The following is a 24936-nucleotide window of genomic DNA, read 5'->3' as shown; positions in this document are numbered from 1 at the left end:
TTGAGATGCTTCCTGTGATTTCAACATGCCCCAAGGCGTGGAAGAAGCGATCGCCAAAAATAAAATAACCCAGAAGTTTTGCGCTTCTGGGTTGAAAAATGAAACCAAGAAAACTACTTTTTCGGAGACAGCAGCATCATCATGTTGCGGCCTTCACGCTTGGGGGCTTGCTGCACTTCCGCGAATTCTTGCAGATCGGTTGCCAAGCGCTTCAGCAGCGTTTCGGCCAAGTCGCTGTGCTGAATTTCGCGACCGCGAAACATCACGGTTGCTTTCACTTTGTCGCCGGATTTGAGGAAGCGCTCGGCCTGATTGACGCGCACCTGATAGTCGTGGTCTTCAATCTTGTAGCGCATCTTCACTTCTTTCACGTCAGAAGTGTGCTGCTTTTTGCGGGCTTCGCGGGCTTTCTTTTCTTGCTCAAACTTGAATTTGCCGTAGTCCATGATCCGGCAGACGGGCGGGTCTGCCTTGTCGCTCACGAGTACCAAGTCAAGTTCTTTTTCTTCGGCCAGCCGCAGCGCATCACGGGGAACCATAATGCCAAGCTGTGCACCGTCGCTATCAATTACTCGAATTTTGGGAAACCGAATCCGTTCATTAATGGTTGGTAAATCGCGATTTTGTTTGATCAGAGCCATTGGCGATTTCAAGTTGTCAGTTTGTGGGGTGAAAGGACAATCGAAGCGAAGTACAGGGACACAGTTTACACGAACACAAATGTTTTTCGGTCAAACCAGTTGCTATAGCACCATGTTAAGCCGCATCACTGGCAGTGGAACTATAGATTTGTGTACTGACATTTTAGCGACATTGCACGGCCTGCTGTCACCTTCGATCGGTAGCAATTCTACGCCATCATGAACCTTTGGAAATCGCTTTCTTCACTGCTGATTGCGCCTACCTGCCCGCTGTGCGATCGACCCAGCCCCCGATTCTTCTGCCGCGACTGCGATCGCCAACTCCATGCCTGCCAGTTCGATCGTCCTGCCGCAGATTGGCAGGGCGATTTGCCGATTTTTGCATGGGGCAAGTATGAAGGAACGCTGAAGCGATCGATCGCCGCGCTCAAATACAACGGCCAGCCGCAAATTGCTCAGCCGCTTGGCCTCTGGCTCGGCGAAGCTTGGCAACAAACGATGCAGATTCCAGCCTGTGCGATCGTGCCCATTCCCCTTCATGCCGCCAAACAAAAGCAGCGCGGCTACAATCAGGCAACTCTACTGGCCGAGTCGTTTTGTCAGGCAACTCGATTACCTCTGGCTTCGGATGCACTTTGGCGCATTCGATCGACCGAGGCGCAGTTCAAGCTAGGGGCGATCGATCGCGCTCAAAATTTAGCAAATGCGTTTGCCGTCAATTCTGCTTTTCGGCAGCGATCGGCAGGCGTGTTGCTGCTTGACGACATCTACACAACGGGCGCAACGGTAAACGCTGCCGCGAGTTGTTTGCAGCAGCAGGGCATTCGGGTTCGGGGTGTGATCGCGTTGTCCCGAACCGCCAAACGTTGACATTTGAGGGCGGTCGATTCGACTAGCGATGACGGTTTGGCGCACCCTAAACGGAAATCGATCGCGCTATAATAGTACCTATGAACTACAGGCGAAGTCGCATGAACGAACTCATTTCCGCCTTGATTAGAGCACGCAGCGAATTTCAGCCGATTCGCAAAGATAAAGTCAACCCCTTTTTGAAAAATAAATACGCCACGCTCGATGCTGTTCTGGAAGCCGTCGAACCTGCCCTGCGTCAGAACGGCCTGACGATCGTGCAAACGACGGAAGTCAACGGCGATCAAACCGTCCTCAAAACCTCGCTCTACCACGAATCCGGCCAGTCAATCAGCGGCCACTATCCGCTGCCGCAAACGGACGACCCGCAAAAGCTCGGAGCCGCCATCACCTACGGTCGCCGCTATGCGCTCTGTGCTATTCTTTCCGTGACAGCGGACGAAGACGACGACGGCAACGCCGCCCACACGCCGACCCCAAAGCCCGCCGCCGCCAATGGCAGAGGCACGATCACGAAAGCTGAATGGGAAGCCCGCAAGCGATCGCCCGCTCAAGCTTAATTAAGATTCACGTCGATCGCCTTTTCCGCTTCCTCCGCTCACCAACCATTCAATTTCAGCGTTACGGTCTTGAGCAATTTTGCTAGACCGTAACGTTGTTTTGGCGTGAGAGTGGCGAAACCTGCGATCGCTGCTTTAGTTGCCGCCCGCTTCAATCACCTGCGCCGAAATGCCCTGCTGCTGAAGCTGCTGGCTGAGTTCTCTGGCGCGATCGCCATCGCTAAACGCGCCATACTGCACCTGCGCCCCATTCGGCAAATTCCGCACGTAAGCATCACCAACTACGCGCTGAGCTTGTTCTAGGCTGCGATCGCCACTATACGGACTCACGACCACGTAGCGCGGCGGAGTGCTTGGGCGTGTGGCAGGCCTGCTAGCTGCGGGTGCGGCAGGGCGGGGAGCCGGACGTGCGGCAGGCGATCGACGGGGCGCAGCCGGACGTGCTGCTTGCTGAGCAGGCCGAACTGAACGTGCGGCAGGACGCGCCTGAGCCGGACGTGGAGCCGGACGCGCTTGCGCCGGACGAGTCGGCTGAGCTGCTCGCACCGTTGGACGAGTGGGAGCTGGACGCGCAGCCGGAGTCGATCGCGTCGTTGAATTGCGCTGGGCAGGTGGCGCAGTTGGCACCGTTCGGCGTGGAACCGTCACCGCTGGCGCAACTGGGCTGGGAGCCACACTTGCCCTCGGACGAGCGGGTTGAGCCGGACTTGCCGGAACTGGAAGACTAGGAGAAGCCGCAACGCTGGGAGACGGAGCGATCGCCGTTGCAGTCGGCAGTGGAGCGGGCGAAGGCGACATCGGCAGCGTACTGAGTGTATCCAGGTTGAGATCGTGAAATTCTTGGCTGGAAAGGTCGGGCGATGGCGCAACGGAGGGTTCGATGGCTTCGCCGCCTTCGATCGCAACAGGCGATTCGATCGGTGTGGTTGCTTCCGGTGCAGGCGATCGATTCCAGAAGCGAGCTAGATTCCAGCTTTGCAGCGTACCGGGATTCAAAACCAAATAGCCCAGCGTGGCGCTAGAAAGCAGCATCAGCAGGAGCGATCCGATTCCCAGCGGTGTCAAGATGCGATCGCGGCCTTTCGATTGTCGTTGACGGCGCAAATCAGCTTCTTCCTCGGCCAAACTCCGCAACAGTTCTTCCGAAGAGGCGAGATAGTCGTCCGGTTCTGATTCGTCAGCAGGATCATCTGGCTGCAATACCGTGATCGGCTCAGGAATTGAATTGAAGGCGATCGCACGCCCAAAGTCAGCCGCAGGTTCAGCAGACGGTTGGGGTGCGATCGGCGGTTGGGCAGCGGCGATCGCTCCTTGCACGGCTAGCGGGGCAGACGGTTCAGTTTGCCAAGGGTCGGCCTCCGGTGCGGGTGCAGGCGGAACTTGCGGCTGCGTTCTGCCGCCAACGGCCTGCACTGCAATCATGCTCATCGGTTTGGCATCGTGCTGGCGACGACGCTGAAGATGACGCTGGCGACGATAGCGCGTCAGTTCAGCTTCAAGCTGCACATCTAGACTGCTGAGTGCGGCTTGCAAAGCGGGATGCAAACTGGGTGACAGGGCAGCTTGAACTGAAGCTCGGCGCATAAACAATTCTCCTGGCAAGCGGAATGCGAAGTGAACTGACTTCCAGCGACGCGACTAGCTGGATCGCGATCGCCACAAAATTGAACTCTGTGAGATCGCCAAGAATAGCACTGCTTTGGCAAATTGCATCCAAATCTACACTAAATCTGCTTGGATTTGCCAGCCAATGCTCCTTATACTATTGGACAACCCAAATCGCTAGTACTTTTGCTCATGGCGCTTCGATCGCTTCACCATGTCTTGAACCTGCTTGAACAATCCGCTTGGCAAGAGCGCCAGCAGTTTCAGCGGCTCACAACCGTTTGGAGTGAGGTGGTGGGCGCGACAATTGCTACGCAGACGCGCCCGATCGCAATTCAGCGGCAGGTGCTTCAGGTGGCAACTTCCAACACGGTCTGGTCGCAAACCTTGGCCTTTGAGCGCGTCCGCATCCTCGATCGCCTCAACGCGCAACTGGCAACGGCGCTCGTTGATATTCGCTTTTCGCCCCGCCAGTGGCAAACCGAACAACCTGCGATCGCCACTCCAACCGCTCTGCTGTTTCAGATGCATCCCTGCCGAGTCGAAGCAACCGAGCCGATCGCGCACCAGAACAGTATCGAATCTACTTCCGCCAACCAAACACCAACAATTGCTTTTCAGCATTGGGCGATTGCCATGCAGACGCGATCGCAGCACTTGCCGCTTTGTCCTGTGTGCGATTGTCCAACGCCTGCGGGCGAACTTCAGCGCTGGTCAATGTGTACCCACTGCGTTGTGAAACAGTGGTGAGTTGGGAAAACTCTACTACCGCAGTCGAGTTCTCCTGACCGAAGCGATCGCAAATTTGCGACATGATTAAATCATCTCGAAAGAGTGAACCATTCATCGAATAAGAGGTGAACAAAATGTTAGTTCGTTACTGGCAACCCTTGCGCGAAATGGAAACGCTACGTCGCCAATTTGATCGCGTGTTTGATGAGCTAAGTTTTGCAACCAATGAGTCTGCTTGGTCGCCTGCGATCGAACTGCGCGACATGGGAGATGCGATCGAACTGCGGGCACAACTTCCAGGTTTAGATGCCAAAGATATCGATATTCAAGTCAGCCGTGAAGCGGTTGCGATCGTTGGTGAATATCGTCAAGCGTCGCAGTCTGAAAACAATTTGCTGAACAGCGAATTTCGCTATGGCAAATTCCAGCGCGTGATTACGCTGCCTGTTGCGGTCATTAACGATCAGGTCAAAGCGGATTACAAAGACGGCATTTTGACCCTGACGCTGCCGAAAGTGACCGAAGCTCGCAACACCGTTGTGAAGCTAAATTTGGCTGAACTGAGCCACAGCAACAGCACACCAGAAATCGCCGCTCAAGAGCAAGCCGCTCACAACTAATCGTTCAATAATCTGATTGTCAAGGAGGGTTTCAAGCCCTCCTTTTTTTAGGATTTGTGAACCGTTTGGCTTTGCTGTAGCTGCTGCTGCAACTGTTCCCAGCTTTGTGCGGGTTCCTGACAGCTTAATCCTTCGCAAACCAATCCGATCGCTCCGGCAGGCAACTCAGACTCGATCGCAAAAGTTGCAGTGGGAAAATAGTGCTGTTGCAGTTCCGTGATTCGATCGCCCGTCGATCGCACCAAGATTGGAAAGAGATACCAGTCGAGCGCAAGGAACAAGACGGGGCAGGATTGCGGTGCGGATCCCATGATGCCGCTGAATGCCCGAAGTGCTCGCTCAGCGGCATCGAGATAGGCTAAATTTTCAGTCCGCAAGCTGAGGCGAATCAAGTTGGCGATCGCAATTCCGTTTGCCGATGGCGTGGCATTGTCGTCCGTGCTGCGTTCGCGGATAACCAGATCGGAACGGGCGATCGTGTTGAAATAGCCGCCTTCGCTGCTGCCGAGTCGGTCATCGAATTCCTGCTGAAGCTGAACGGCGCTTTCAAGCCATTTGCCTTCACCAAGCGCTGCCTGATCAAGGTCGAGCAAGGCTTTGATGAACAGTGCGTAGTCTTCAGATTGAGCGAGGATGCTGGCTTGACCGTTGTAGTTGAGGCGATGCAGTTGACGATCGATCGATTGATTGTCGAGCAAAAAGGCGGCAGCGCGGCTAGCGAGTTCGAGATGGTGCGGACGGTTCAAGACAGCGCTCGATCGCGCCAGCCCTGAAATCATCAGGCTATTCCACGCCAAAATCATTTTTGTGTCGGTGACGGGTGGAATTCGCCCTGACCAAGCTGTGGTTTTGGCTTCTTCGTTGTTGCGGGCGGGCATGACGGTGCGATCGGGGATCGCGCCATAGCGGACGGCGAACAGTTTGGCGATCGCGGCTTCTGCGGTCTGTGAGAGTTGATTGGATTCGCGTCGCTGCAAAACGATTTGACCTTCAAAATTGCCCGCAGGCGCGATCGCAAAGGCGGCACTCAGCTCGCTGAATTCTTCGGACGTGAGCAGGTTGAGCAGTTCTTCGTAGCGCCAAACATAGAATGCGCCTTCTTCGGGTTCCGCCTCGGATGGCGTGGTGAAGCTGTCGGCATCTTGCGCGGCGTAGAAATAGCCTTCAGGTGCGGTCATTTCGCGCTCTAGCCATTCGACCGTGCGATCGATCGCGCGATCGATCGCCGCTTCCTGCACGCCTGCGCTCCACAGATTCGCCAGAAATTCAACAATCTGGCCGTTGTCGTAGAGCATCTTTTCAAAATGCGGCACAGTCCAGGTAGCATCGACCGTGTAGCGGTGAAAGCCGCCACCAACATGGTCGAAAATGCCGCCCAAGGCAAGATCGAGTCCACGCTGTTTGGCGGCTGCCATTGCGTCGTAGCGATCGAACCGAAATCGACTTCCGGCTAGGGCTGCTGCCGCATGAGGAATCATTGGGAAGCTTGGTCCCATTCCCTTAGCGGCGAGAATGCCTGCACTGTATTCAAGGCCGAGCTTGAGCAAATCGACATCGATCGATCGCGCCTCTCGTGCCTGCGTCGTTTCCTGCAAGGCAGACATGACTTCATCTTTAATCGATCGCAGCTTGTCGCGTTCGGCATGGAAAAAGCGACACAGCGCTTCTAGCACCTGCAAAAATCCGGGTCGTCCGTAGCGCGGGTCAATCGGAAAGTATGTGCCGCCATAAAAAGGCAAGAGATCATCGGGAGACAAAAACACGTTTAGCGGCCAGCCGCCCTGTCCGGTCAGCAGTTGCAGCGCTTGCATATAAATACTGTCCAGGTCAGGTCTTTCTTCGCGATCGACCTTGATCGGCAGAAAATTCGCGTTCATAAACGCTGCGATCGTGGGATCGGAGAACGCTTCGCCCTCCATCACCGTGCACCAGTGACAGCTTGAATAGCCGATCGACAGAAAAATCGGCTTGTTGTCGCGGCGGGCAGTGGCGATCGCTTCGTCGCTCCATTCCCACCAGTCGATCGGATTTTCGGCGTGCTTTCGCAAATACAAACTTTGAGCGGCAGCAAGACGGTTAGACATAGCATCTGATGGGGCGATCGAGCCTGCACTGTGCTTTTGAGTTTATCGTGGCTGGCTGGAGCGCGTGTGGGTTGGGAACGAAGCCAGTTTGAGCAAACGCTGGGAAATCACAATTTTCGCGTAGGGGCACATGTCATGCCCCTACCAATGCCGCTAAACGCCCGCAAAGAGATCGGCAAAATCGCGGCTAGGCGCTTCGGCTTTGGCGACAATTTCAACGATTTTGTTTTTCGCTGTTGGATTGGTCAGCGCTTCGACGCACACCTGCGCCACCTTGATGCGAGCAATTCGGCCATCAAACAGCGTATCTGCGCTCGACATCACGATCGAATCTGCATTCTCATCTTCGTTCGTCAAGCCGCCCGGACGCACGATTGTATATGGAACACCGCTGGCCTGCAAATATTCCTCTGCTCGCTTTTTCCACACCAAAATTAGGAAAAACAAGTTCAGCGGGTGCAGCAGCTTGGACGTGCACAGCGACGACACCATCACAAACTGTTCGATGTTCTTTTCCTTGGCAACATCTATCAGATTTTTCGTTCCTTCATAATCAACCTTGTACGGTCCGGTCGGGTCAAAGCTCGGAGCCGCGCCCGTTGCCGACAGCAGCACAGTACAGTCTCCGATCGCTGCCCGAATCGAATCAATGTTCAGCACATCGCCCGTCACCAATTCGGTTTGGGCGGGAAGAATTTGCGCGGCTTTTTCGGTCGATCGCACCAGTGCCCGCACCGGAATGTTTCGCCGTACCAGTTCGGCCACAATCCGCCGACCTGTTTCGCCCGTAGCTCCTGCTACAAATGCTTTCATAATCTCTCTTTTTAATAGATCAGGGGTGAAAAAAGGATGAAGAAGCGCCATCAGTGCGGGACAAGTCAGGAAACCTGGTGATAATGGGTGAAGTCATGTCCCGATGGCGATCGCTTCCGTAGATCAAGCGATATCGATCGCTCTCCCTATCCGTACCCTTCGATCTTTGCGTAGATCAAACAGGTGCGCCTTCTAGTTAACAGGATATGCTGAACAAGATTGCTGTCTATGGTTCAACTGGTAGATTCTTACCGCATAAACGAGTCTCATACGCTAGACTGACCAAGCGACCCAACCCCCTGAAGCCAGGTCAAAACCCCGCCCCAGTCCCGGAACGATCGCAGGAGAGTATTTATGCAGGCAAATTCAGCCGAACGTCAATCCTTTGAAGCTCCGAATCCGGTTCGAGTTTCTTCTGGCTTGATTCACGGTCTGCCTGAAGTCGAAGAGGCCAGCAGCGAACCGACGCTGTTTCACGGCTACTACGCCAACTGCATGGAGATGAACGCTTCCGTGCCGACGGTGCTGGAATACATGAACGCCCATCGTGACTGGTTTCCCCGCTGTGCCCATCCGATGGCAGTCGAACCGCTCAGCACAAACGGCTATGCGCTGACGATCGGTCAGTTCGGTGCATTCGGCTATGAAGTCGAGCCGAAAATCGGTCTGGAACTGCTGCCGCAAGACCACTGCATCTACCACATCCAAACGATTTCCATTCCCAATTACGAATTTCAAGGCTACAGCGTGGATTTTCAAGCAACCATGCTGTTCACTGAAAGTGAGCCGCAGCAGACGCGAATCGATTGGGAACTCAATCTCGAAGTTGCCATTCACTTTCCCCGCTTCATCCACGCCCTGCCCAAGTCGCTGGTGCGATCGACGGGCGATCGACTCCTCAATCAAGTTGTCCGCGAAGTCTCGCGCCGCCTAACTCGCAAAGTTCAGCAAGATTTTCATACCTCGATCGGTCTGCCGATGCCTAAAAAAGGACGGCACTAGGTACGGATTGATGTTTAGCTTTAACCCTTAGCGAATATCCGTGCATTCGCTGAGGGTTGAACGTTTAATTGCGGTGATTGTTGTTGTAGTGAACCAGTGCGCCTGCCCATTGCAGCTTTTCGCGCAGGGTTTGATAGTAGGAATGATTTTCGCGCAGGATGATGAAGTGGGCATCACACTCGGCCATGCGAACATCGACACGCTGACCCGGCCAGATTGAGGTAGCAAGAACGCCGTCCATCCAGAGTTTTGTCGTCAGGTCGCGATCGGCCAGCGGCCAAATGCTCACCACCGATCCGGCAGGCAGGACGATCGATCGACTCGACAAGCTCAACGGACAAATCGGCGTGACGATGATCGCGTCCATGCCGGGATGCAAAATGGGGCCGTTTGCCGCCAAAGTGTAGCAGGTTGATCCAGTCGGCGTGGCGACAATCAGGCCATCACCCTGATACTGATCGACCACTTCACCGTCGATCTCCATTTCCAAGAATGAGGTGATCATGCGATCGGCACTCGCAGGCTTGATGCACATCTCGTTGAGGGCGAGAAAGCGATCGCTCATCGGCTCCAGGTTTGTGCGGTTGCCTTCAAAGAGGGTCGCCTGCATCATCATTCGCCGCTGGACGGCAAAGCGATCGTTGAGCAACCGATCCCACACTCGTTCGGTTTCCTTGAAGATGTCGAGCGGTTCCGTCAAAAAACCCAAATGGCCGCCAGCATTGACGGCCAAGATGGGAATATTGTCGGCAGACAAATTGCGGGCGGCAGCAAGGGCAGTGCCGTCGCCGCCGAGGACGATCGCCAGATCGATCTTGTCAGCGGCAGAGGCAAGGAAGACCGGAAACGGATTGTCTTTTGGCCCGTTAGGACCGAGCATGACGCGACAGCCAAGCTTTTCGAGTTCGTCGGCACAGCGTTCCGCCCAGCGCTGACTGAGCGAATCGCCGGACTTGTGAACGATGATCGCCTGCTTTAGCTGCACAACGCTACCACTTGAGCAGATTAAACTGCTCCATATCAACCGTGCCGCGATTTCGGTAGATAGACAGGACGATCGCCAGTCCCACCGCCGCTTCTGCCGCCGCTATCGTAATTACAAACACGGTGAACACCTGTCCACGAATGCCTTCGGAGTCGAGGTAGTTCGAGAAGGACATCAGGTTAATGTTGACGGCATTGAGCAGGAGTTCGATCGACATCAACACGCGAATCGCGTTGCGGCTTGTCACCAAGCCATAGATACCGATGCAGAACAAAGCAGCAGCCAAAAGCAAAAAGTATTGCAGTTGCATCGCAAAAATTTCCTAATTACGAATTACGAGTTGCGCTCTTGCGGCGTGTCGGCGATCGTTGCATCGCGGCTTCCGGGAGTAGCCGACACCAGTTCACGCGGGCGTTCTTGCAGCGTCAAGACTGGAGGTTGAACGGTGGCATCGCTCGCTGCTTCGTCCGGCAGAAATTCGCGACGGGCGAGGATGATTGCGCCTACCAAAGCCATCAGCAAGAGGACAGATGCTAGCTCAAACGGCAGCAAAAAGTCGCTGAAAAAGTGCAGGCCGATCACGTTGATTGCTTGGTCTCCTGCGATCGGTTCACTGCTGAGCGCCCAAGGCGTTCCCAGCACCATCGTACTGAGGAGGGCAAACAGGCCAACGCACACCGCCGCAGTTGCGGCCTTGCCGAGCCAAGCATTCTTCAGTGGACGAAATTCTTGCCGCTTGTTGACGAGCATGATCCCAAACAGGATCAAGACGTTGACCGCGCCGACATAGATCAAGACTTGGGCAGCGGCAACAAATCCGGCATTGAGCAGAATATATAAGCCTGCGATGCTGATGAACACGCCACCCAGCAAAAAGGCGGAATAGACGATGTTTTCCAGCAAAACGACGCCCAAGGCTGCGCCGATCATCATGATGCCCAAAATGCCGAACGAAACAATCTGTACGACTTCTGCAATACTCACGATCCGACTCCGTAGGGTTGAGAGGCGATACCATTCCAGGATCGCTACACGATCGCGCCAGCCGACCGACGCGATCGAACTGAATCTTACTTGCTGCTTTCGAGTTCTTCGAGGATTTCTTCCGGCAGCTTGCCAGCGCGACGCGAGTTTGCAGGCAAATCATGCGGGTAGAGTTCGCCCTTGGGTAGGTAGGCGAGTTCGCGCAGCGGTGTCACCATCGGGTCGTCCGTCACCTTGTAGGGCAGGCGACCGAGGGCAACGTTATCGAAGTTGAGTTCGTGGCGATCGTAGGTCGAAAGCTCATACTCCTCAGTCATCGACAAACAGTTGGTCGGGCAGTATTCAACGCAGTTGCCGCAGAAAATGCAGACCCCAAAGTCGATGCTGTAGTGGTTAAGCTTTTTCTTTTTGGTTTCTTTGTTGAATTCCCAATCGACCACAGGCAGGTTGATCGGGCAAACGCGGACGCACACTTCGCACGAGATGCACTTGTCAAACTCAAAGTGAATTCGTCCCCGGAAGCGCTCGGAGGGAATCAGTTTCTCGTAGGGATACTGAACGGTGATCGGGCGGCGCTGCATGTGGTCGAAGGTGACAGACAAGCCTTGACCGATATATTTGGCGGCCTGCACTGCTTCTTTGGTGTAGTCACCGACTTGCTTGAGAAATTTCAGCATGGTTGGAAAAAAGAATTAAATGGGCAATCCAGGCAATCTACAAGTGAGGTTCGATCGAACCAATTAGCCGCCAAAAAAGGCCGGAAAGCTAAGTTTGAGTGCCGCCGTCAGCAGCAAATTCACCAGCGAAACCGGAAGCAAAAACTTCCAGCCCAAGTCAAGAAGCTGGTCAATCCGGACACGAGGCACTGTCCAGCGCAGCAGAATCGCCAGGAAGACGAGCAGATAGGCTTTGAAGAGGGTCATGACGATGCCCAGTGCGCCCGTGATGACTTGCAGCCAGGGAGTTGTTTCGCTGACGCCGATCGCATTTGCAATCCACTCGACCGGAACGATGAAATTCCAGCCGCCCAGGTAAAGGACGGAAACGAACAGCGCTGACAGTACCAGGTTGACGTAGGAACTGAGGTAGAACAGCGCAAACTTGATACCCGAATATTCGGTTTGATATCCAGCGACGAGTTCTTCTTCGGCTTCTGGCAAATCGAAGGGGAGGCGTTCACATTCGGCCAAGGCTGCGATCCAAAAGATCAAAAATCCGATCGGCTGTCGCCAAATGTTCCAGCTTAAAATTCCCAAACCCGACTGCTGCTCGACAATATCGACGGTGCTGAGCGAGTTGGACATCATCACGATCGCCAGTACCGCCAAGGCCAGCGGAATTTCATAGCTGATCGATTGCGCTGCCGCCCGCAAACCGCCCAACAGCGAATATTTGTTGTTGGACGAATAGCCCGCCATCAGCAGACCGATCGGGGCAATGCTCGACAGAGCGATCCACAAAAAGATGCCGATATTAATGTTGGTGATGTGCAGATTTTGGCCGAACGGCACGATCAGGTACGAAAGGAAGACCGGGATCGTGACGAGGATGGGACCGATCGTAAACAGCCACTTGTCCGCCAAGGCCGGAATAATGTCTTCCTTCACCAGCAGCTTGAGACCGTCTGCAACGGGAATCAAAAGACCTTGGGGACCAGCAAATTCAGGACCGATCCGCTGCTGGGCGGCGGCTGAGATTTTGCGCTCTAGCCAGGTTGTGACCAAAACGCCGACCGTTGCGCCGATCAGCATCAGCAGCATCGGGATCGGCATCCAGATGACTTTTGCGACTTCGGCAGGCAGGCCAAAGTTGACTAAAAGTTCGATAAAACTTCCTTGTAGATCAATTCCTGGGTTCATGTTTGCCGCTGCAAGTGAATTTATCGGGTCGGTTGCGATCGATCGCAACCTTGGCAAATTACAAGCTCAATCCGCAACAAAACTTCCTTAAGAAAAGTTGAGGCTTGCTCCATGCCTAGTATATCGCTGCCTGTGAGCGACAGACGCACCGGAAATCAGAAGTTCTACTGATGGTGATAAGCAGGTTTGCTTGGGAAATGGGGCTTGACTTATGAGCGATTGTTCGTCACGGTGAACCAGCGCCACGCCTTTTCTTGGCTCGATCGTCCAATCCAGTCGCGCTGCTGCCGCCTAAGCGGGCGAGTGATTCACCAAAAAAGCGGCTCACGGTGTTAGTCTAAACCAGATCATTTGATGTCGATGATGCTTTCGGCTAGGAAGCGATCGATCGAATTTCAATGCGCCTCAATTGCAGCAATCATCTGTGAATAAATTTGTGTAGAAGAAAATGCCAAAAGCAAAATACTATGCCGTCATGAAAGGTAGGCAAACCGGAATTTTTACAAGCTGGAGTAGTTGTGAACGGCAAGTAAAAGGATTTAGCGGTGCAATTTATAAGTCTTTTAATACGCGAGCAGAAGCAGAGACAGCGCTGAAGCTGGCAGAGCAAAATGGTGGATTCTCGCAGAGCGAGAAAAGCCAGCGAAAACCAGCAGAAAAACACCTGCTCGATCGCGAATTCATTTCGGACAGCATTTGCGTCGATGCCGCCTGTTCAGGAAATCCTGGCGTGGTTGAATATCAAGGCGTTCACACGACAACCCGCGACGTGATCTTTCACAAGCTCATTTCGCAGGGAACAAATAATTTGGGGGAATTTTTGGCGATCGTCCACGCGCTAGCCTATCTACAAAACCAAGGCGAAGACACACCAATTTACTCCGATTCAGAAACAGCAATGCTTTGGGTGAAAAATAAGAAAGTGCGAACGACGCTGCCACGAAATTCGTCAACGGCAGAAATTTTTAGTCTGGTCGATCGCGCATTAGACTGGCTAGAAAAAAACGAATATTCCAATCCGATTTTGAAGTGGGAAACTAAAATTTGGGGAGAAATTCCCGCCGATTTTGGCCGCAAATAATTTCTGATTTCAGCAAGGATCGATCGCCCGATCGAGCAACGTCAATCAGGCGATCTTCCTCATCCATGAAGGCGTGTTTTCAAAGCTCTAGAAAGAGCAGATCGCGTGCAATTGCGAAGCGCTGTCCGTAGGGAATCGATCCCCCCAAATCCCCCTTAACAAGGGGACTTTGAGAGGGTAGTTCGGCACCCTCCTTAGCAAGGAGGGTTGGGGAGGATCACTGCCTTTTAAGACACTGCCTAGGGTTCTGGTTGAAGTTCCGCAGTGCGAACCGAGATTTGCTGAGTGCGATCGCCTCGTCGCACGGTCAGCCGCAAGTTGCTGTTGAGGCCGCTGCGCTCCACCATGTCTTGAAGCTGTTCGGAAGCGGTGATCGGCTGATTGTCGATCGCCGTAATCACGTCGCCGCGCCGAATGCCCGCGCTGGCCGCAGGTGAATTGGGCACAACGCCCACCACTAGCACGCCATTGACTTCCGGCAGAATAACAGTCGCGTTCGGATTGTCGTTATTCTGCTTCGCGAGTTCCGGCGTCAGCGTGGCGATCTGCACACCCAGGTAAGGATGCGCGATTCGTTCGCCTCTGGCAAGCTGTGGCGTAATTTCTTTGGCTTTGTTGATTGGAATTGCAAAGCCAATTCCTGCCGCATTCGCCCGAATCGCCGTGTTGATGCCGATTACTTCGCCCTGCGCGTTCAGCAGGGGGCCACCGGAGTTGCCCGGATTAATCGCGGCGTCCGTTTGGATGAACTCCAATCGCTTATCGGGAATGCCGACCAGAGCGCTCGATCGATTCAGTGTACTGACGATTCCCAGCGTCACCGTATTGTCGAGTCCCAAAGGATTGCCGACGGCGATCGCCCAGTCTCCAACCTGCACCTGATCGGAATCGCCCAAACTCGCGACGGGCAGGGTTTCGCCCGTGTTGATCTTGACAACGGCCATGTCGGTGACTTCATCCACGCCGCGCACTTCACCGTCAAAGGTGCGACCGTCCTTGAGGCGGACGGTGACGCGATCGGCATTGTCAACGACGTGAGCATTAGTGAGAATGACGCCGCTGCTGTCGATGATGAAGCCCGATCCTTGTCCACGCAGGCGCTCCTCACCTCCCGGAGGAATCACGCCATAGCCGCCATCGCCAAAGAAGCGGCGGAAAAACGGATCGCTCATGAACGGGTCAGGAGAGCGGGTAATCGTGCGCTCGGTGTCAATCCGCACGACCGCTAGACCAATGCGATCGACCGCCGCCGCCACAAAACTTCGGGAACTGCTTGCCGCTGCGGGTGCTTGTGCCACGATCGGCGCTGCCCCAGCTTCCAACGGATTCAACATCAGCAGCAAAACGAGAATGCAAGCTGCTAGCCACTTCTGTAAACGATTCATTCGATCGCCAACCTCCACGCATTTCGCAACTCAGGCCAAATTTTGCCTCCGCAGCGCGAAGGCTTTGCTGCCTGTAGTTCGATTTTAACCAAGGCGATCGCTGGATTGGCGCAATTCCGAGGAAAGGCCGATCTTTCGCTAGAATCGAAAAGATCCGCAACTTGATTCACATGGCAGCTTCCGAGTTACCACACTCGACCCGACTTACTTCCGCCGAACCGCTTCCCGCTGAGCATCAACACGACGAAGCGACGCATCCGCATGTGCATAGCGAGGAATCGCTGCGCCGCATCGTGAATCGCCTGTCGCGCATCGAAGGCCACATTCGCGGCATCAAAGTGATGGTGCAAGAAAGCCGCCCCTGCCCGGATGTGCTGGTGCAAATTGCTGCCGTCCGGGGCGCACTCGATCGCGTTTCGCGCATGATTCTCGACGAACACCTGACTGAGTGCATCGCTCGCGCTGCCAAAGAAGGCAACATCGAAAGCGAAATTGAAGAACTCAAAGCTGCGCTCGATCGATTTTTGCCTTAACGATTCACCAAACCTCTTGCATTTCTAATACAAATTCTGGCAAGACATCTTCTCCAAAAAGCTGTTTTGGCTCGGTTAGTGTTTCAACTGGTCGATCGATTCGATAAATTTCAACGGTGCGGTTGTCTCGATCGATCAGCCAGCCCAATCGCACCCCATTCTCTAAATATTCCTGCATCTTTGCCTGAATTTCTTTCAAGCTATCTGTTGGCGACAGTAACTCTAAGACAAAATCAGGTGCGATTGGTGGAAATTTACGCTGCTGTTCACGGCTGAGGGAATTCCAGCGATCGCGAAGCGCTCCCGGAACGGTATCGATTGCAATCCAGGCAACATCGGGCGATCGATTTGCGCCATTTGGCAGCTTAAAACAGGTAGAAGAATCAAATAATTTACCTAGTTGAGTTTGGCGATTCCAAATTCCGAAATCAATGCCAATTTCAAAATTACGGTTTCCAGTTTCTCCACCTGTCGGAGGCATGATCAGCAGTTCTCTTTTTGCATTCCGCTCAAATTTCACATCAGGATTTGCCCGACAAAGCTGGTAAAACTGCTCATCGGTTAGATGGATGACTGGTTCCAAACTGATTGTGTAGGCAGTCATAATTGCTGAGGCTAAGCGTGTAATTTCAGTTTATCGCTAGTGCCATGCAGGAGAAGCGATCGATACAAAATAATTCGCCTACTTGGTGCAGTCTTCAGTGATGTTGTGCTGTAATGCAATGATGGGCTGTTACAGTGAGCCACTATGGTGCAGGAACAGGTGAAATTTTGGCGATTTGCGTATCGGGAAATCGATCGATCGCCCAGCAATATTGACTTACTTCACGCTCACTTTATTACGCACAGTTTCGATCGCCATATTCACGACACCTATGCGATCGGCGTGATTCAATCGGGTGCGGAAGCCTTTACCTATCGTGGCGAATATCACGTTGCGCCCGCAGGCAGCATTGCCGTGATCAATCCGGGTGAAGTGCATACAGGCCATGCCGTTGATGGCTCAGGTTGGACTTACCGAATGCTGTATCCGGATGTGAGCTTGTTAGAGCAAACGGCGATCGAATTGGGCAAGCGAAACCTGCCATATTTTCCGGTTGCGGTGTTAGAAGATCGACTTTTAGCCGAACAAATTTTGAAGCTGCATCGATCGCTCGAAGGCGAAAATCAGCTAGAGCAAGATTCACGATTATTGTGGACAATGGCGCAGTTGATTACTCGATATGCGGGCGATCGACCAGCGGTTCCTGGTGTGCGATCGGCGGGGCGATCGATTCAGTTGGTGCGCGATTATCTCGATGCTCACTATGCTGAATCAATCTCATTAGAGCAGCTTTCTCGAATTGCAAATCTCAGCCCGTTTTATTTGATTCGGGCTTTTCGGAAACAGGTTGGATTGCCGCCGCACGGCTATCAAAATCAAGTCCGTTTGCATCAGGCGCGTCGGCTGCTTGCTCAGGGTGAATCGGCTGCGATCGTCGCTCAAACGACGGGTTTTGCCGATCAAAGTCATCTGCATCGTCTGTTTAAGCGGATGTTGGGCGTGACGCCAGGGCAATATCGACAGGGCAATTTTGTTCAAGATCCGTGAACTCGATCGCGCCTAACCTGAAGTTCGATCGAGTTGGAAACGAGAATGCAGGAATTTTGGCGCGGCTATCGGCACGTGTTAGGTGTGGTGGCAGGATTTTTGCCGATCGCCATGAGCTTTGGTGCGTTGTCAGTGCAGGCAGGCTTGTCGCTGTGGGCAACGGTTGGCATGTCGATGGGATTGTACGCGGGTGCTTCACAGTTTGCGGCGATCGAAGCGGTCAAACAAAACTTACCTTGGTTCAGTATTGTGCTGACCGTTTTGATTATTAATCTGCGACATATTCCCATGAGCTTTGCTGCCGTGCATCGCAACTATCAGCACTTTTCAACCGGGCAAAGATGGCTGCTCGCGCATGGCCTGATTGACGAAACTTTTGCGCTTGAGATGACAGATGAATTGCGATCGTTTTGGTTTTACATCGGAATGCACATCGGCTGCTGGTCTTCTTGGGTAATCGGTACTTGGGTTGGCGCTCAGATCGGTCTATTTCTGCCGGAGCAATGGTTTCAGTTTGCTTTGCCAGGATTGTTTTTGTATTTGCTGGTGAGCAATTTGCGGCAGCGATGGCGACGAGAAATGAGTATTATTCTGTTTGCTGGAATTGCTTTAACGCTGATGTTGCGATCGCTCGGCTCGACCGGAATTCTACTTGCAATTTTGAGCGTGACGGCGATCGCCTGCTGTTTTCCTCGTCTTGCAAGTGGAGAAGAATGATGAATATTTGGTGGATCATTGCTTTGTCTGGAATTGGCACTTATTTGATGCGAAGCGCGGGCGTTTGGGTGAATCCAAAACTCGTGCAGGGTCGCTGGCTAGAAGAGTTGCCGTTTGCCGTAATCCTCGTCATTACCGTGAGCAGTTTGGGCGGCTTTACAACGAATTCAGCCAGTTTAGTTGCAGCGATCGCCGCGAGTTTGGCCGTCATTTTGACAAGCTGGCGCAAATTACCGCTGATTGTTTGCATTGCGATCGGCTGTGTAGTTTACGGACTCTTGGCGTGATTTGCTAGCAGGAATGGAGGAATAAAAGCATTTGTAGTTTCCGCAATCGAAGTTTGACAGGCTGTAGATTGCATTCACAACTCAAGCAATCTGAATTATGTCTACCTTCAAAAAGCTGCTGGCAAGTGTTGGAATTGGCGCTGCAACTGTTGATACCTGTTTGGTTGAGGCGGCAGTTCCAGGTGAAATATTGTCAGGAGAAGTTTATGTGACGGGCGGTGATGTTACTCAAGAAATTGAGAAGATTTATTTGCAGCTTGCAACTAAATACAAGCGTGAACGCGGCGACTCAACCTACTACGAGCGGTGCGTTTTGCTAAAGCATCAACTGAATGAAAGCTTCACAATTCAGCCGCGTGAACAAAAAGTTTTTTCGATCGCCCTTCCTATCCCTCGACAAACACCATTAACGATCGCAGGCCAAGAAGTCTACATTCGCACAGGATTAGACATTCCTCTAGCGCTTGATCCGAAAGATTGGGACGCGATTGCCATACAGCCGCATCCGCTGATGCGACAGGTTTTTGATGCACTCGATTTACTCGGCTTTCAACTGTACAAATCCGACTGCGAGTATCATCCGCGCCTTGGCAAAGGCTACCCGTTTGTGCAAGAGCTAGAGTTCAAATCCTATGGAAAATATCAGCGACAGCTTGATGAGCTAGAAGTAATTTTTGCACTGGAGGCGCGACAGCTTGTCGTTTATCTAGAGATCGATCGCCGCGCCAATAATTTCGCTGGCTGGCTGAATGAAGCATTTGATATGGATGAATCTTACGATCGCCTTTACGTCAATTTGACCGATTTGAATCAGTCTGTTCGTCACCTGGCGAATGAAATTGAAAGGGTGCTGCAAAAGCATTTACGCTAGATCAATTCGATCGAAAAGCAGGTTCGATCGCCCCCCACTGATTGGCAAATCAGCCCACAATAGATTCAGACGCGATCACAAAAACCGCTGTATGGATCACACTGCGATCGAACCGCTCTTAGAAGATTTGAAACACTCGGATGCCGCCGTGCGCGATCGAGCTACCGGGGAACTGTGGCGCATTTGGTTTCAGCAAAAAGGCGCATACGGTTTGGCCTTGCTAGAGCGCAGTCAAACGCTGCTGCAAGCGGGTCACGTGCAGGCGGCTGAAGCACTGTTGACCGAAATTATTACCGACCAGCCGGATTTTGCGGAAGCCTGGAATCGTCGCGCTGTCCTCCACTATGTGCAGGGCAACTATCGGCGATCGCTGCAAGATTGCGAACGAGTCATCGAGCAGATTCCCTACCACTTCGGCGCACTGCACGGGCTGGGCTTGTGTCATGCGGCTTTAGGTGAATATGGAGAAGCAATTCGCGCCTTTCGTCGCGCCCTAGAGGTACAGCCCTATGCGATCGTCAATCAGCGGTTGATTTTAGAATGTACGGCGAAGTTGAGTTAGGGAATCGCAAATTAGGTGTCGGGTGTGGACGGTTCGATCGCAAGCGGATAAATTTTCCAGTGACCATCTGCAAGCGGACGGGCAAGGCTCCAGGTTTCTTCGTCGGTTTGCTGGAGGTAGAGTTCAAAGGGGTTTTGGCGGCGGGTGATGTGCTGCTGAGGAGAATTGATACCGTTCCGGGAGCGCTTCGCGATCGATAGGCTGTAAGTGCCTTCAATGCGGTAGCCTTTGACAGACTCGATCGCCTGCGACTGCTGCTTTTTCACCTTGACACGCTCGACCGTCGCCACCGAATCCACGCTGCGAAACTGCTGGCGAAGCTGCTGCTGCGTTTGATCCACCTGAAGCTGAAGCGCCTGTTCGATCGCGCTTTGGGGAGGACGATCGCCGCCACAGGCCGTCAGCAGTCCGGCCAGCAGCAGAGCGATGATCATGCCGATCGTTTGCCGCCAAGCCTGCCGCCAAGAAAACGCGATCGCCCGCACCATACCCGATTCCTTTCAGCTACAACTTTTTATCTTCTCACCGATCCCCGACCGTGCAAGGATTTCTCAACCTCAACAAACCCGCTGGCTTTACGTCTCATGACTGCGTGGCGCGAGTGCGGCGACTGCTCAAGCTCAAGCGCGTGGGACATGCGGGCACGCTCGATCCTGCCGCCACTGGCGTATTGCCGATCGCCATTGGCAACGCCACGCGCCTGCTTCAGTTTCTCCAGTCGGACAAGGCATATCGCGCCACGATTCGCTTTGGCATCGTCACGACGACTGACGATCTCGAAGGAGAAGTGCTGCATCAAGCCGCCGTGCCCAATCTCGATCGCGCCAGTGTGGAAGCGCTGATCCCGCAGTTTTCAGGGTCGATCGCGCAAATTCCGCCGCGCTACAGCGCGATTCAGGTGCAGGGTAAGCGGCTGTACGATTTGGCGCGATCGGGCTTGGAAGTTGAAGTTCCGGTTCGGACGGTGCGAATTGATGCGATCGAAATCCAAGCTTGGCGTCCCGGTGATTTTCCGGAACTGGAAGTGGATATTGCCTGTGGTGCCGGAACCTACATTCGATCGATCGCCCGCGATCTCGGTGATTTGCTCGGCACGGGCGGAACCTTAGCCGCTCTGATTCGCACTCGCAGCAGCGGCTTTGATTTAGCTGACAGTTTGACGCTAGAAGAATTGAGCGATCGCATTGCGCGAAATATTTGGCAGCCGATTTCGCCTGATGTTGCACTCAATCATTTACCGATCGTGACGCTAGATGCACAAACAGCGAAGCGCTGGTGTCAAGGTCAAAAAACTCCGTATCGTCAAGCGATCGATTTGTGTCGTGTTGAAGATGAAGCGGGTAAATTGCTGGGAATTGCGAAGACGATCGCCACTGAAAATGGCTGGCTGCTGCGTCAACAGGTCGTTTTGAGTGCAGTAGAATGAACACAGAAATAGAAAAAGCACCAGCAATTCTCAGTGAACTGACTGGTGCTGAAATTACAAATCACTTGAGAACAACTGGGCGCTAGCCGATCGCGATTCCGCAAGCTATGCAACATTTCTCAGCTTGCGGGTATTCTCCACCAAGCTTTGCGCGAACTGGTCAAATCGCTGCGAAAGCTTTTGATCCTTGAGCTTGCCATCAGCTTCAAACGCCTGCCAAGCTTGACCAATCGCCACCTGTTCAGGAATTACCCAGGCGTGAACCCATCGCAAAATCACGCGCAAATCATTGAGTGCATTGCTGTTGGACTGTCCGCCCAAAACGCTAATTGCTCCGGCCACTTTACCCGACAGTTCCTCAAAGCTCATCAGGTCGAGCGCATTTTTGAGGACGCCGCTGATGCTGCCGTGATACTCGGGCGTTGCCAAAATTAGGCCGTCTGCTTCGCGCACCGATCGCTGAAGCCGCTCGACATCCGGGTAATCCGAATAATCATCGCCACCATCGCAAAACGGCAGATTCATCGATCGCAAATCTAAAATTTCAACTTCTGCTCCCAACGCTTCTACCCGCTGCGCGGCGGCCTGCAACGCAAGATAGGTGTAGGAATCAGGTCGTAAGCTGCCACCGATCGCCATAAATCTAACCATTGAACGAGCCTCCCATTGAAGTTGTTTAGCCAAGCTAAATCTAAAGACAATCTTTATTTTTCTTTACTATAGCATAATTCATAATCGTTATGACTTCGTTTTCGGCGCTGTGGGCAATCCATCAGACAGCAGGCGAATTCGGAAGTTAAACTAGTGAAAGCAGGGCGAATCAAAATCGCCGTTTTGTGCAGTCATTGATTGGAAAGCTGGAGCGACGAAATGACCAAGCAGTTGAAGAATCATGCGATCCGCCCTGATGCCAAGCCGCGTCGCTTGCCGTTTGTGCAGGCTGCAACAGGCACGGCCACGATCGCCTGGATGATGCTGCAAACCGTGCTAGTTCCGCCTGCTGCCCTGGCGCAACAGCCCAACCAAAATCAAAATACGCTGAGCTACAGCGACTTGATCGAACGAGTCGAAGCAGGCCAAGTCCGCCGCATTCAAGTAGACCCAACGCGCAACGTCGCTCAAGTCCAGCTTGACAATCAGCCCGAATCCGCTCCGCCTAAAGAAGTAACGCTGTTCACGACGAACAACGACGAACTGATCGAAGTGGCGCGGGAAAACAACGTTGAGCTTGAAGTGCAGCGATCGGCAGACACCAGCATTGTCACCTCGCTGCTCACTCACGCGCTTTTGGCCTTCATCTTGATCATGGGCTTGCTGCTGCTGCTGCGGCGATCGACTGCGGGTTCCGGTCAGGCGATGAGCTTTGGTAAATCCCGCGCTCGCTTTTCAATGGAAGCCAAAACGGGCGTGATGTTCGATGACGTAGCCGGAATCGAAGAAGCCAAAGAAGAACTGCAAGAAGTCGTCACGTTCCTCAAAAAACCCGAACGCTTCACCGCTGTCGGCGCCAAGATTCCCAAAGGTGTGCTGCTAGTTGGCCCGCCGGGAACCGGGAAAACCCTGCTCGCCAAAGCGATCGCCGGAGAAGCCGGAGTTCCGTTCTTCTCGATTAGCGGTTCCGAATTTGTCGAAATGTTCGTCGGCGTGGGTGCATCTCGCGTCCGCGACTTGTTCAAGAAGGCGAAAGAGAACGCGCCCTGCATCATCTTCATCGATGAAATTGATGCGGTGGGTCGTCAACGTGGCGCAGGCATCGGCGGCGGCAACGACGAGCGCGAGCAGACGTTGAACCAGCTCTTGACCGAGATGGACGGCTTCGAGGGCAACACGGGCATCATCATCATCGCGGCGACGAACCGCCCGGACGTGCTCGACTCTGCGCTGTTGCGTCCGGGTCGTTTCGATCGCCAAGTGACGGTAGACCTGCCGAGCTACCGGGGACGGTTGGGTATTCTGCAAGTCCACGCCCGCAACAAAAAGATGGCTCCAGAAGTGTCACTCGAAGCGATCGCCCAGCGCACACCGGGATTTTCAGGGGCGGACTTGGCAAATATGCTGAACGAAGCCGCGATTCTGACGGCTCGTCGTCGCAAAGAAGAAGTGACGCCGCTGGAAATCGACGACGCGATCGATCGGATCACGATCGGCCTGAAGCTGACGCCGCTGCTCGACAGCAAGAAAAAGCGCCTGACGGCCTATCACGAGATCGGCCACGCGCTGCTGATGACCGTTTTGCCGCACAGCGACCCGCTGGACAAGGTGACGATTATTCCGCGATCGGGCGGCGTGGGCGGCTTTGCCAAACCTGTGCCGAGCGATGACGACATCAATATTGAAAGTCGATCGGAGATTTTGGACTTCATCACGATCGCCTTGGGCGGTCGCGCCGCTGAAGAGGAAATCTTCGGCCACGATGAGGTGACGCTGGGCGCAATGAGCGACATTCGCACGGTCGCGGATTTGGCGCGGCGAATGGTGACGCGCTACGGCATGTCCGATTTGGGACCTGTCGCCTTGGAAAGCGGCAACAACGAACTGTTTATCGGACGTGACTTTATGCCGCAGGGAGCCGAATACTCGGAAGAAATGGCGACACAAATCGATCGCCAGATTCGCGAAATCGTCTTCCGCTGCTTTGGCGAAGCTCGCCGCATCATTCGCGAAAATCGGGCACTGGTCGATCGACTGGTCGATCTGCTGATTGACCAAGAAACGATCGAGGGCGACCAGTTCCGCAAAATCGTTGCGGAATACACGCAAATCCCTGAGGATCAGCTTGCCGCCAAATAAGGCGTTTTGTTTGGCCTGATGTAAACAGAGCGATCGCCTTTTCTTAAGGGGCGATCGCTCAAACGTAAATGTAAGAATCTTTGGGCGTGTTCGGCAAAACTCGCAACCGCTGATTTTGCAAATCCGGCTCCAATCCAAGCTGCTCCTGCGGAATCACGCCCAACAATGCTTCGACTCCATCCGGCAGTTCAATACAGTCAAACGTACCTTCTCGTCCTTCAACCCGCAAGGTGACACCCTTAAAAATTCGCGCTGTCCCTTTCCCAATGGCTGTCTTTGTTCCAATCACGCCCAACTGCTTCAACCCCAACTGACTGATCACGCTGGCAGGCAAACAAAGCATCGTTGCACCCGTATCCACAATCACGTCTGTCAACGTGAGCGATCGCACTTCTTCCGGCTGAATAAAACCCCGCTCCGCCAGCGTTTCATCCACCAAATTTGTCACCGTAATCGTCGTTACAACTTTGCCCATTTTGTCTCGATCGCGCTTCAACATCGCCAGTATTCCCTCAAGCTCGCTGTTTCTATTGTCGTCTTTGTGAGGAAGGGCGATCGAGTTTTGAAGTGAGGCAATCGAATCAGAAAAGCATTGCTCGTTCTAAATTTAGTTAAAACTAATTATATTTGCCAGAATGAAGATAATGATCCATCACTAATTCATATTCAAGTTCACTAGTATTTGTGTTGTGAGCATTAAGAATTACTGTCTCTGCCAAGTTGTATGCTTCGTCCAATGATATTAGTAGTTCCTTAGACCCGCCCGAAGGATTCTCAACGTTTTCTTCAAAGATTCGCCAAAGCTGATACCAGTGTTTTTTCTCTAATGCTGTTACTTCTAACCGTAAATCTAAATGTCCATATCGTCCTTTGATCTGGCTGAAAACAGACTTAAGCCAATTATCAAACGCCTCTTTTTTACCAGTTGCCATACTCAC

Annotated in this window: 29 protein-coding genes; 14 read left to right on the top strand and 15 right to left on the bottom strand. The window is 53.3% G+C overall.

Features of this window, described 5'->3' with window-relative positions:
- Positions 1-113: 113 nt before the first annotated feature.
- On the bottom strand, positions 114-641 hold the full coding sequence (gene infC, locus H6F67_RS09620) for a translation initiation factor IF-3 (protein WP_190765715.1): 528 nt from the start codon (positions 639-641) through the stop codon (positions 114-116).
- Positions 642-860: 219 nt separating this feature from the next.
- On the opposite strand from infC, the gene H6F67_RS09615 reads away from it, so the two are divergent.
- Positions 861-1511 (top strand): ComF family protein, encoded by a 651-nt coding sequence (locus H6F67_RS09615; RefSeq protein WP_190765713.1) that lies wholly within the window; start codon positions 861-863, stop codon positions 1509-1511.
- A 101-nt stretch (positions 1512-1612) separates the two neighbouring features.
- A complete protein-coding gene (locus H6F67_RS09610) occupies positions 1613-2071 on the top strand; it encodes an ERF family protein (RefSeq protein WP_190765712.1) in 459 nt (152 codons plus the stop codon).
- A gap of 135 nt (positions 2072-2206) precedes the next feature.
- On the opposite strand, the gene H6F67_RS09605 is transcribed toward H6F67_RS09610, so the two are convergent.
- Complete coding sequence (locus H6F67_RS09605) at positions 2207-3655, bottom strand: hypothetical protein (RefSeq protein ID WP_190765710.1); 1449 nt, start codon at positions 3653-3655, stop codon at positions 2207-2209.
- A 213-nt stretch (positions 3656-3868) separates the two neighbouring features.
- On the opposite strand from H6F67_RS09605, the gene H6F67_RS09600 reads away from it, so the two are divergent.
- Together H6F67_RS09600 and H6F67_RS09595 are read left to right on the top strand one after the other, a co-directional pair.
- Positions 3869-4426, top strand: a complete 558-nt coding sequence (locus H6F67_RS09600; RefSeq protein WP_190765707.1) for a DUF721 domain-containing protein — start codon at positions 3869-3871, stop codon at positions 4424-4426.
- A gap of 116 nt (positions 4427-4542) precedes the next feature.
- Positions 4543-5028: an Hsp20/alpha crystallin family protein gene (locus H6F67_RS09595; protein WP_190765705.1), complete on the top strand. Its 486-nt coding sequence runs from the start codon at positions 4543-4545 to the stop codon at positions 5026-5028.
- A 47-nt stretch (positions 5029-5075) separates the two neighbouring features.
- Here the strand turns inward: H6F67_RS09595 and H6F67_RS09590 are convergent, their stop codons facing one another.
- Together H6F67_RS09590 and H6F67_RS09585 are read right to left on the bottom strand one after the other, a co-directional pair.
- The gene (locus tag H6F67_RS09590) at positions 5076-7112 is read right to left on the bottom strand and encodes a thioredoxin domain-containing protein (protein WP_190765703.1); all 2037 of its coding nucleotides are present in this window, start codon (positions 7110-7112) and stop codon (positions 5076-5078) included.
- Positions 7113-7265: 153 nt separating this feature from the next.
- Complete coding sequence (locus H6F67_RS09585; RefSeq protein ID WP_190765702.1) at positions 7266-7925, bottom strand: SDR family oxidoreductase; 660 nt, start codon at positions 7923-7925, stop codon at positions 7266-7268.
- A gap of 354 nt (positions 7926-8279) precedes the next feature.
- Between H6F67_RS09585 and H6F67_RS09580 the strand changes: the two genes are divergently transcribed.
- Positions 8280-8927: a DUF1997 domain-containing protein gene (locus tag H6F67_RS09580; RefSeq protein WP_190765700.1), complete on the top strand. Its 648-nt coding sequence runs from the start codon at positions 8280-8282 to the stop codon at positions 8925-8927.
- 64 nt (positions 8928-8991) lie between these two features.
- Here the strand turns inward: H6F67_RS09580 and H6F67_RS09575 are convergent, their stop codons facing one another.
- From H6F67_RS09575 to nuoH, 5 genes are all read right to left on the bottom strand, one after another.
- Complete coding sequence (locus tag H6F67_RS09575; protein WP_190765698.1) at positions 8992-9912, bottom strand: NAD(+) kinase; 921 nt, start codon at positions 9910-9912, stop codon at positions 8992-8994.
- A 4-nt stretch (positions 9913-9916) separates the two neighbouring features.
- Complete coding sequence (gene nuoK / locus H6F67_RS09570) at positions 9917-10222, bottom strand: NADH-quinone oxidoreductase subunit NuoK (RefSeq protein ID WP_190765691.1); 306 nt, start codon at positions 10220-10222, stop codon at positions 9917-9919.
- A gap of 23 nt (positions 10223-10245) precedes the next feature.
- Positions 10246-10896, bottom strand: coding sequence for an NADH-quinone oxidoreductase subunit J (locus H6F67_RS09565; protein ID WP_190765689.1), 651 nt, complete (start codon positions 10894-10896; stop codon positions 10246-10248).
- A gap of 86 nt (positions 10897-10982) precedes the next feature.
- Entirely contained in the window at positions 10983-11570 is a 588-nt protein-coding gene (ndhI, locus tag H6F67_RS09560) for an NAD(P)H-quinone oxidoreductase subunit I (protein WP_199304335.1), read from the bottom strand.
- Positions 11571-11636: 66 nt separating this feature from the next.
- Positions 11637-12755 (bottom strand): NADH-quinone oxidoreductase subunit NuoH, encoded by a 1119-nt coding sequence (gene nuoH, locus H6F67_RS09555; RefSeq protein ID WP_190765685.1) that lies wholly within the window; start codon positions 12753-12755, stop codon positions 11637-11639.
- Between the two features lie 448 nt (positions 12756-13203).
- On the opposite strand from nuoH, the gene H6F67_RS09550 reads away from it, so the two are divergent.
- Positions 13204-13836: a viroplasmin family protein gene (locus H6F67_RS09550; RefSeq protein WP_190765683.1), complete on the top strand. Its 633-nt coding sequence runs from the start codon at positions 13204-13206 to the stop codon at positions 13834-13836.
- A gap of 239 nt (positions 13837-14075) precedes the next feature.
- Here the strand turns inward: H6F67_RS09550 and H6F67_RS09545 are convergent, their stop codons facing one another.
- Positions 14076-15221, bottom strand: a complete 1146-nt coding sequence (locus tag H6F67_RS09545; RefSeq protein ID WP_190765681.1) for an HhoA/HhoB/HtrA family serine endopeptidase — start codon at positions 15219-15221, stop codon at positions 14076-14078.
- A 170-nt stretch (positions 15222-15391) separates the two neighbouring features.
- Between H6F67_RS09545 and H6F67_RS09540 the strand changes: the two genes are divergently transcribed.
- The gene (locus H6F67_RS09540) at positions 15392-15754 is read left to right on the top strand and encodes a metal-sensitive transcriptional regulator (protein ID WP_190765679.1); all 363 of its coding nucleotides are present in this window, start codon (positions 15392-15394) and stop codon (positions 15752-15754) included.
- 4 nt (positions 15755-15758) lie between these two features.
- On the opposite strand, the gene H6F67_RS09535 is transcribed toward H6F67_RS09540, so the two are convergent.
- On the bottom strand, positions 15759-16358 hold the full coding sequence (locus H6F67_RS09535) for a Uma2 family endonuclease (protein WP_190765677.1): 600 nt from the start codon (positions 16356-16358) through the stop codon (positions 15759-15761).
- 144 nt (positions 16359-16502) lie between these two features.
- On the opposite strand from H6F67_RS09535, the gene H6F67_RS09530 reads away from it, so the two are divergent.
- From H6F67_RS09530 to H6F67_RS09510, 5 genes are all read left to right on the top strand, one after another.
- The gene (locus H6F67_RS09530; protein WP_190765676.1) at positions 16503-17345 is read left to right on the top strand and encodes an AraC family transcriptional regulator; all 843 of its coding nucleotides are present in this window, start codon (positions 16503-16505) and stop codon (positions 17343-17345) included.
- Positions 17346-17390: 45 nt separating this feature from the next.
- Entirely contained in the window at positions 17391-18062 is a 672-nt protein-coding gene (locus tag H6F67_RS09525; protein ID WP_190765675.1) for an AzlC family ABC transporter permease, read from the top strand.
- Positions 18059-18349 (top strand): AzlD domain-containing protein, encoded by a 291-nt coding sequence (locus tag H6F67_RS09520; RefSeq protein ID WP_190765673.1) that lies wholly within the window; start codon positions 18059-18061, stop codon positions 18347-18349. Before H6F67_RS09525 ends, H6F67_RS09520 begins: the two co-directional genes overlap by 4 nt.
- Positions 18350-18446: 97 nt before the next feature.
- On the top strand, positions 18447-19220 hold the full coding sequence (locus H6F67_RS09515; protein ID WP_190765671.1) for a sporulation protein: 774 nt from the start codon (positions 18447-18449) through the stop codon (positions 19218-19220).
- 91 nt (positions 19221-19311) lie between these two features.
- Positions 19312-19782, top strand: a complete 471-nt coding sequence (locus H6F67_RS09510) for a tetratricopeptide repeat protein (RefSeq protein ID WP_190765669.1) — start codon at positions 19312-19314, stop codon at positions 19780-19782.
- An 11-nt stretch (positions 19783-19793) separates the two neighbouring features.
- On the opposite strand, the gene H6F67_RS09505 is transcribed toward H6F67_RS09510, so the two are convergent.
- Entirely contained in the window at positions 19794-20270 is a 477-nt protein-coding gene (locus H6F67_RS09505; RefSeq protein ID WP_190765667.1) for a hypothetical protein, read from the bottom strand.
- A gap of 50 nt (positions 20271-20320) precedes the next feature.
- Here H6F67_RS09505 and truB point away from each other — a divergent pair, with 50 nt between their 5' ends.
- A complete protein-coding gene (gene truB, locus H6F67_RS09500; RefSeq protein ID WP_190765665.1) occupies positions 20321-21208 on the top strand; it encodes a tRNA pseudouridine(55) synthase TruB in 888 nt (295 codons plus the stop codon).
- 105 nt (positions 21209-21313) lie between these two features.
- Here truB and H6F67_RS09495 read toward each other — a convergent pair whose 3' ends face one another.
- Positions 21314-21859 carry an NADPH-dependent FMN reductase gene (locus H6F67_RS09495; protein ID WP_190765663.1) on the bottom strand — a complete coding sequence of 182 codons (546 nt, stop codon included), beginning with the start codon at positions 21857-21859 and terminating at the stop codon, positions 21314-21316.
- Between the two features lie 318 nt (positions 21860-22177).
- On the opposite strand from H6F67_RS09495, the gene ftsH reads away from it, so the two are divergent.
- Positions 22178-23998: an ATP-dependent zinc metalloprotease FtsH gene (ftsH, locus tag H6F67_RS09490; RefSeq protein WP_396797815.1), complete on the top strand. Its 1821-nt coding sequence runs from the start codon at positions 22178-22180 to the stop codon at positions 23996-23998.
- 58 nt (positions 23999-24056) lie between these two features.
- On the opposite strand, the gene H6F67_RS09485 is transcribed toward ftsH, so the two are convergent.
- The gene (locus H6F67_RS09485) at positions 24057-24497 is read right to left on the bottom strand and encodes a retroviral-like aspartic protease family protein (protein WP_242020572.1); all 441 of its coding nucleotides are present in this window, start codon (positions 24495-24497) and stop codon (positions 24057-24059) included.
- A gap of 118 nt (positions 24498-24615) precedes the next feature.
- Positions 24616-24930 (bottom strand): hypothetical protein, encoded by a 315-nt coding sequence (locus H6F67_RS09480; RefSeq protein WP_190765659.1) that lies wholly within the window; start codon positions 24928-24930, stop codon positions 24616-24618.
- Between the last annotated feature and the right edge of the window lie 6 nt (positions 24931-24936).

Origin of the sequence: Microcoleus sp. FACHB-1515, assembly GCF_014696105.1 — a bacterium.
GTDB lineage: Bacteria > Cyanobacteriota > Cyanobacteriia > Elainellales > Elainellaceae > JAAUTJ01.
This window is presented reverse-complemented; position numbering and strand designations above follow the sequence as displayed.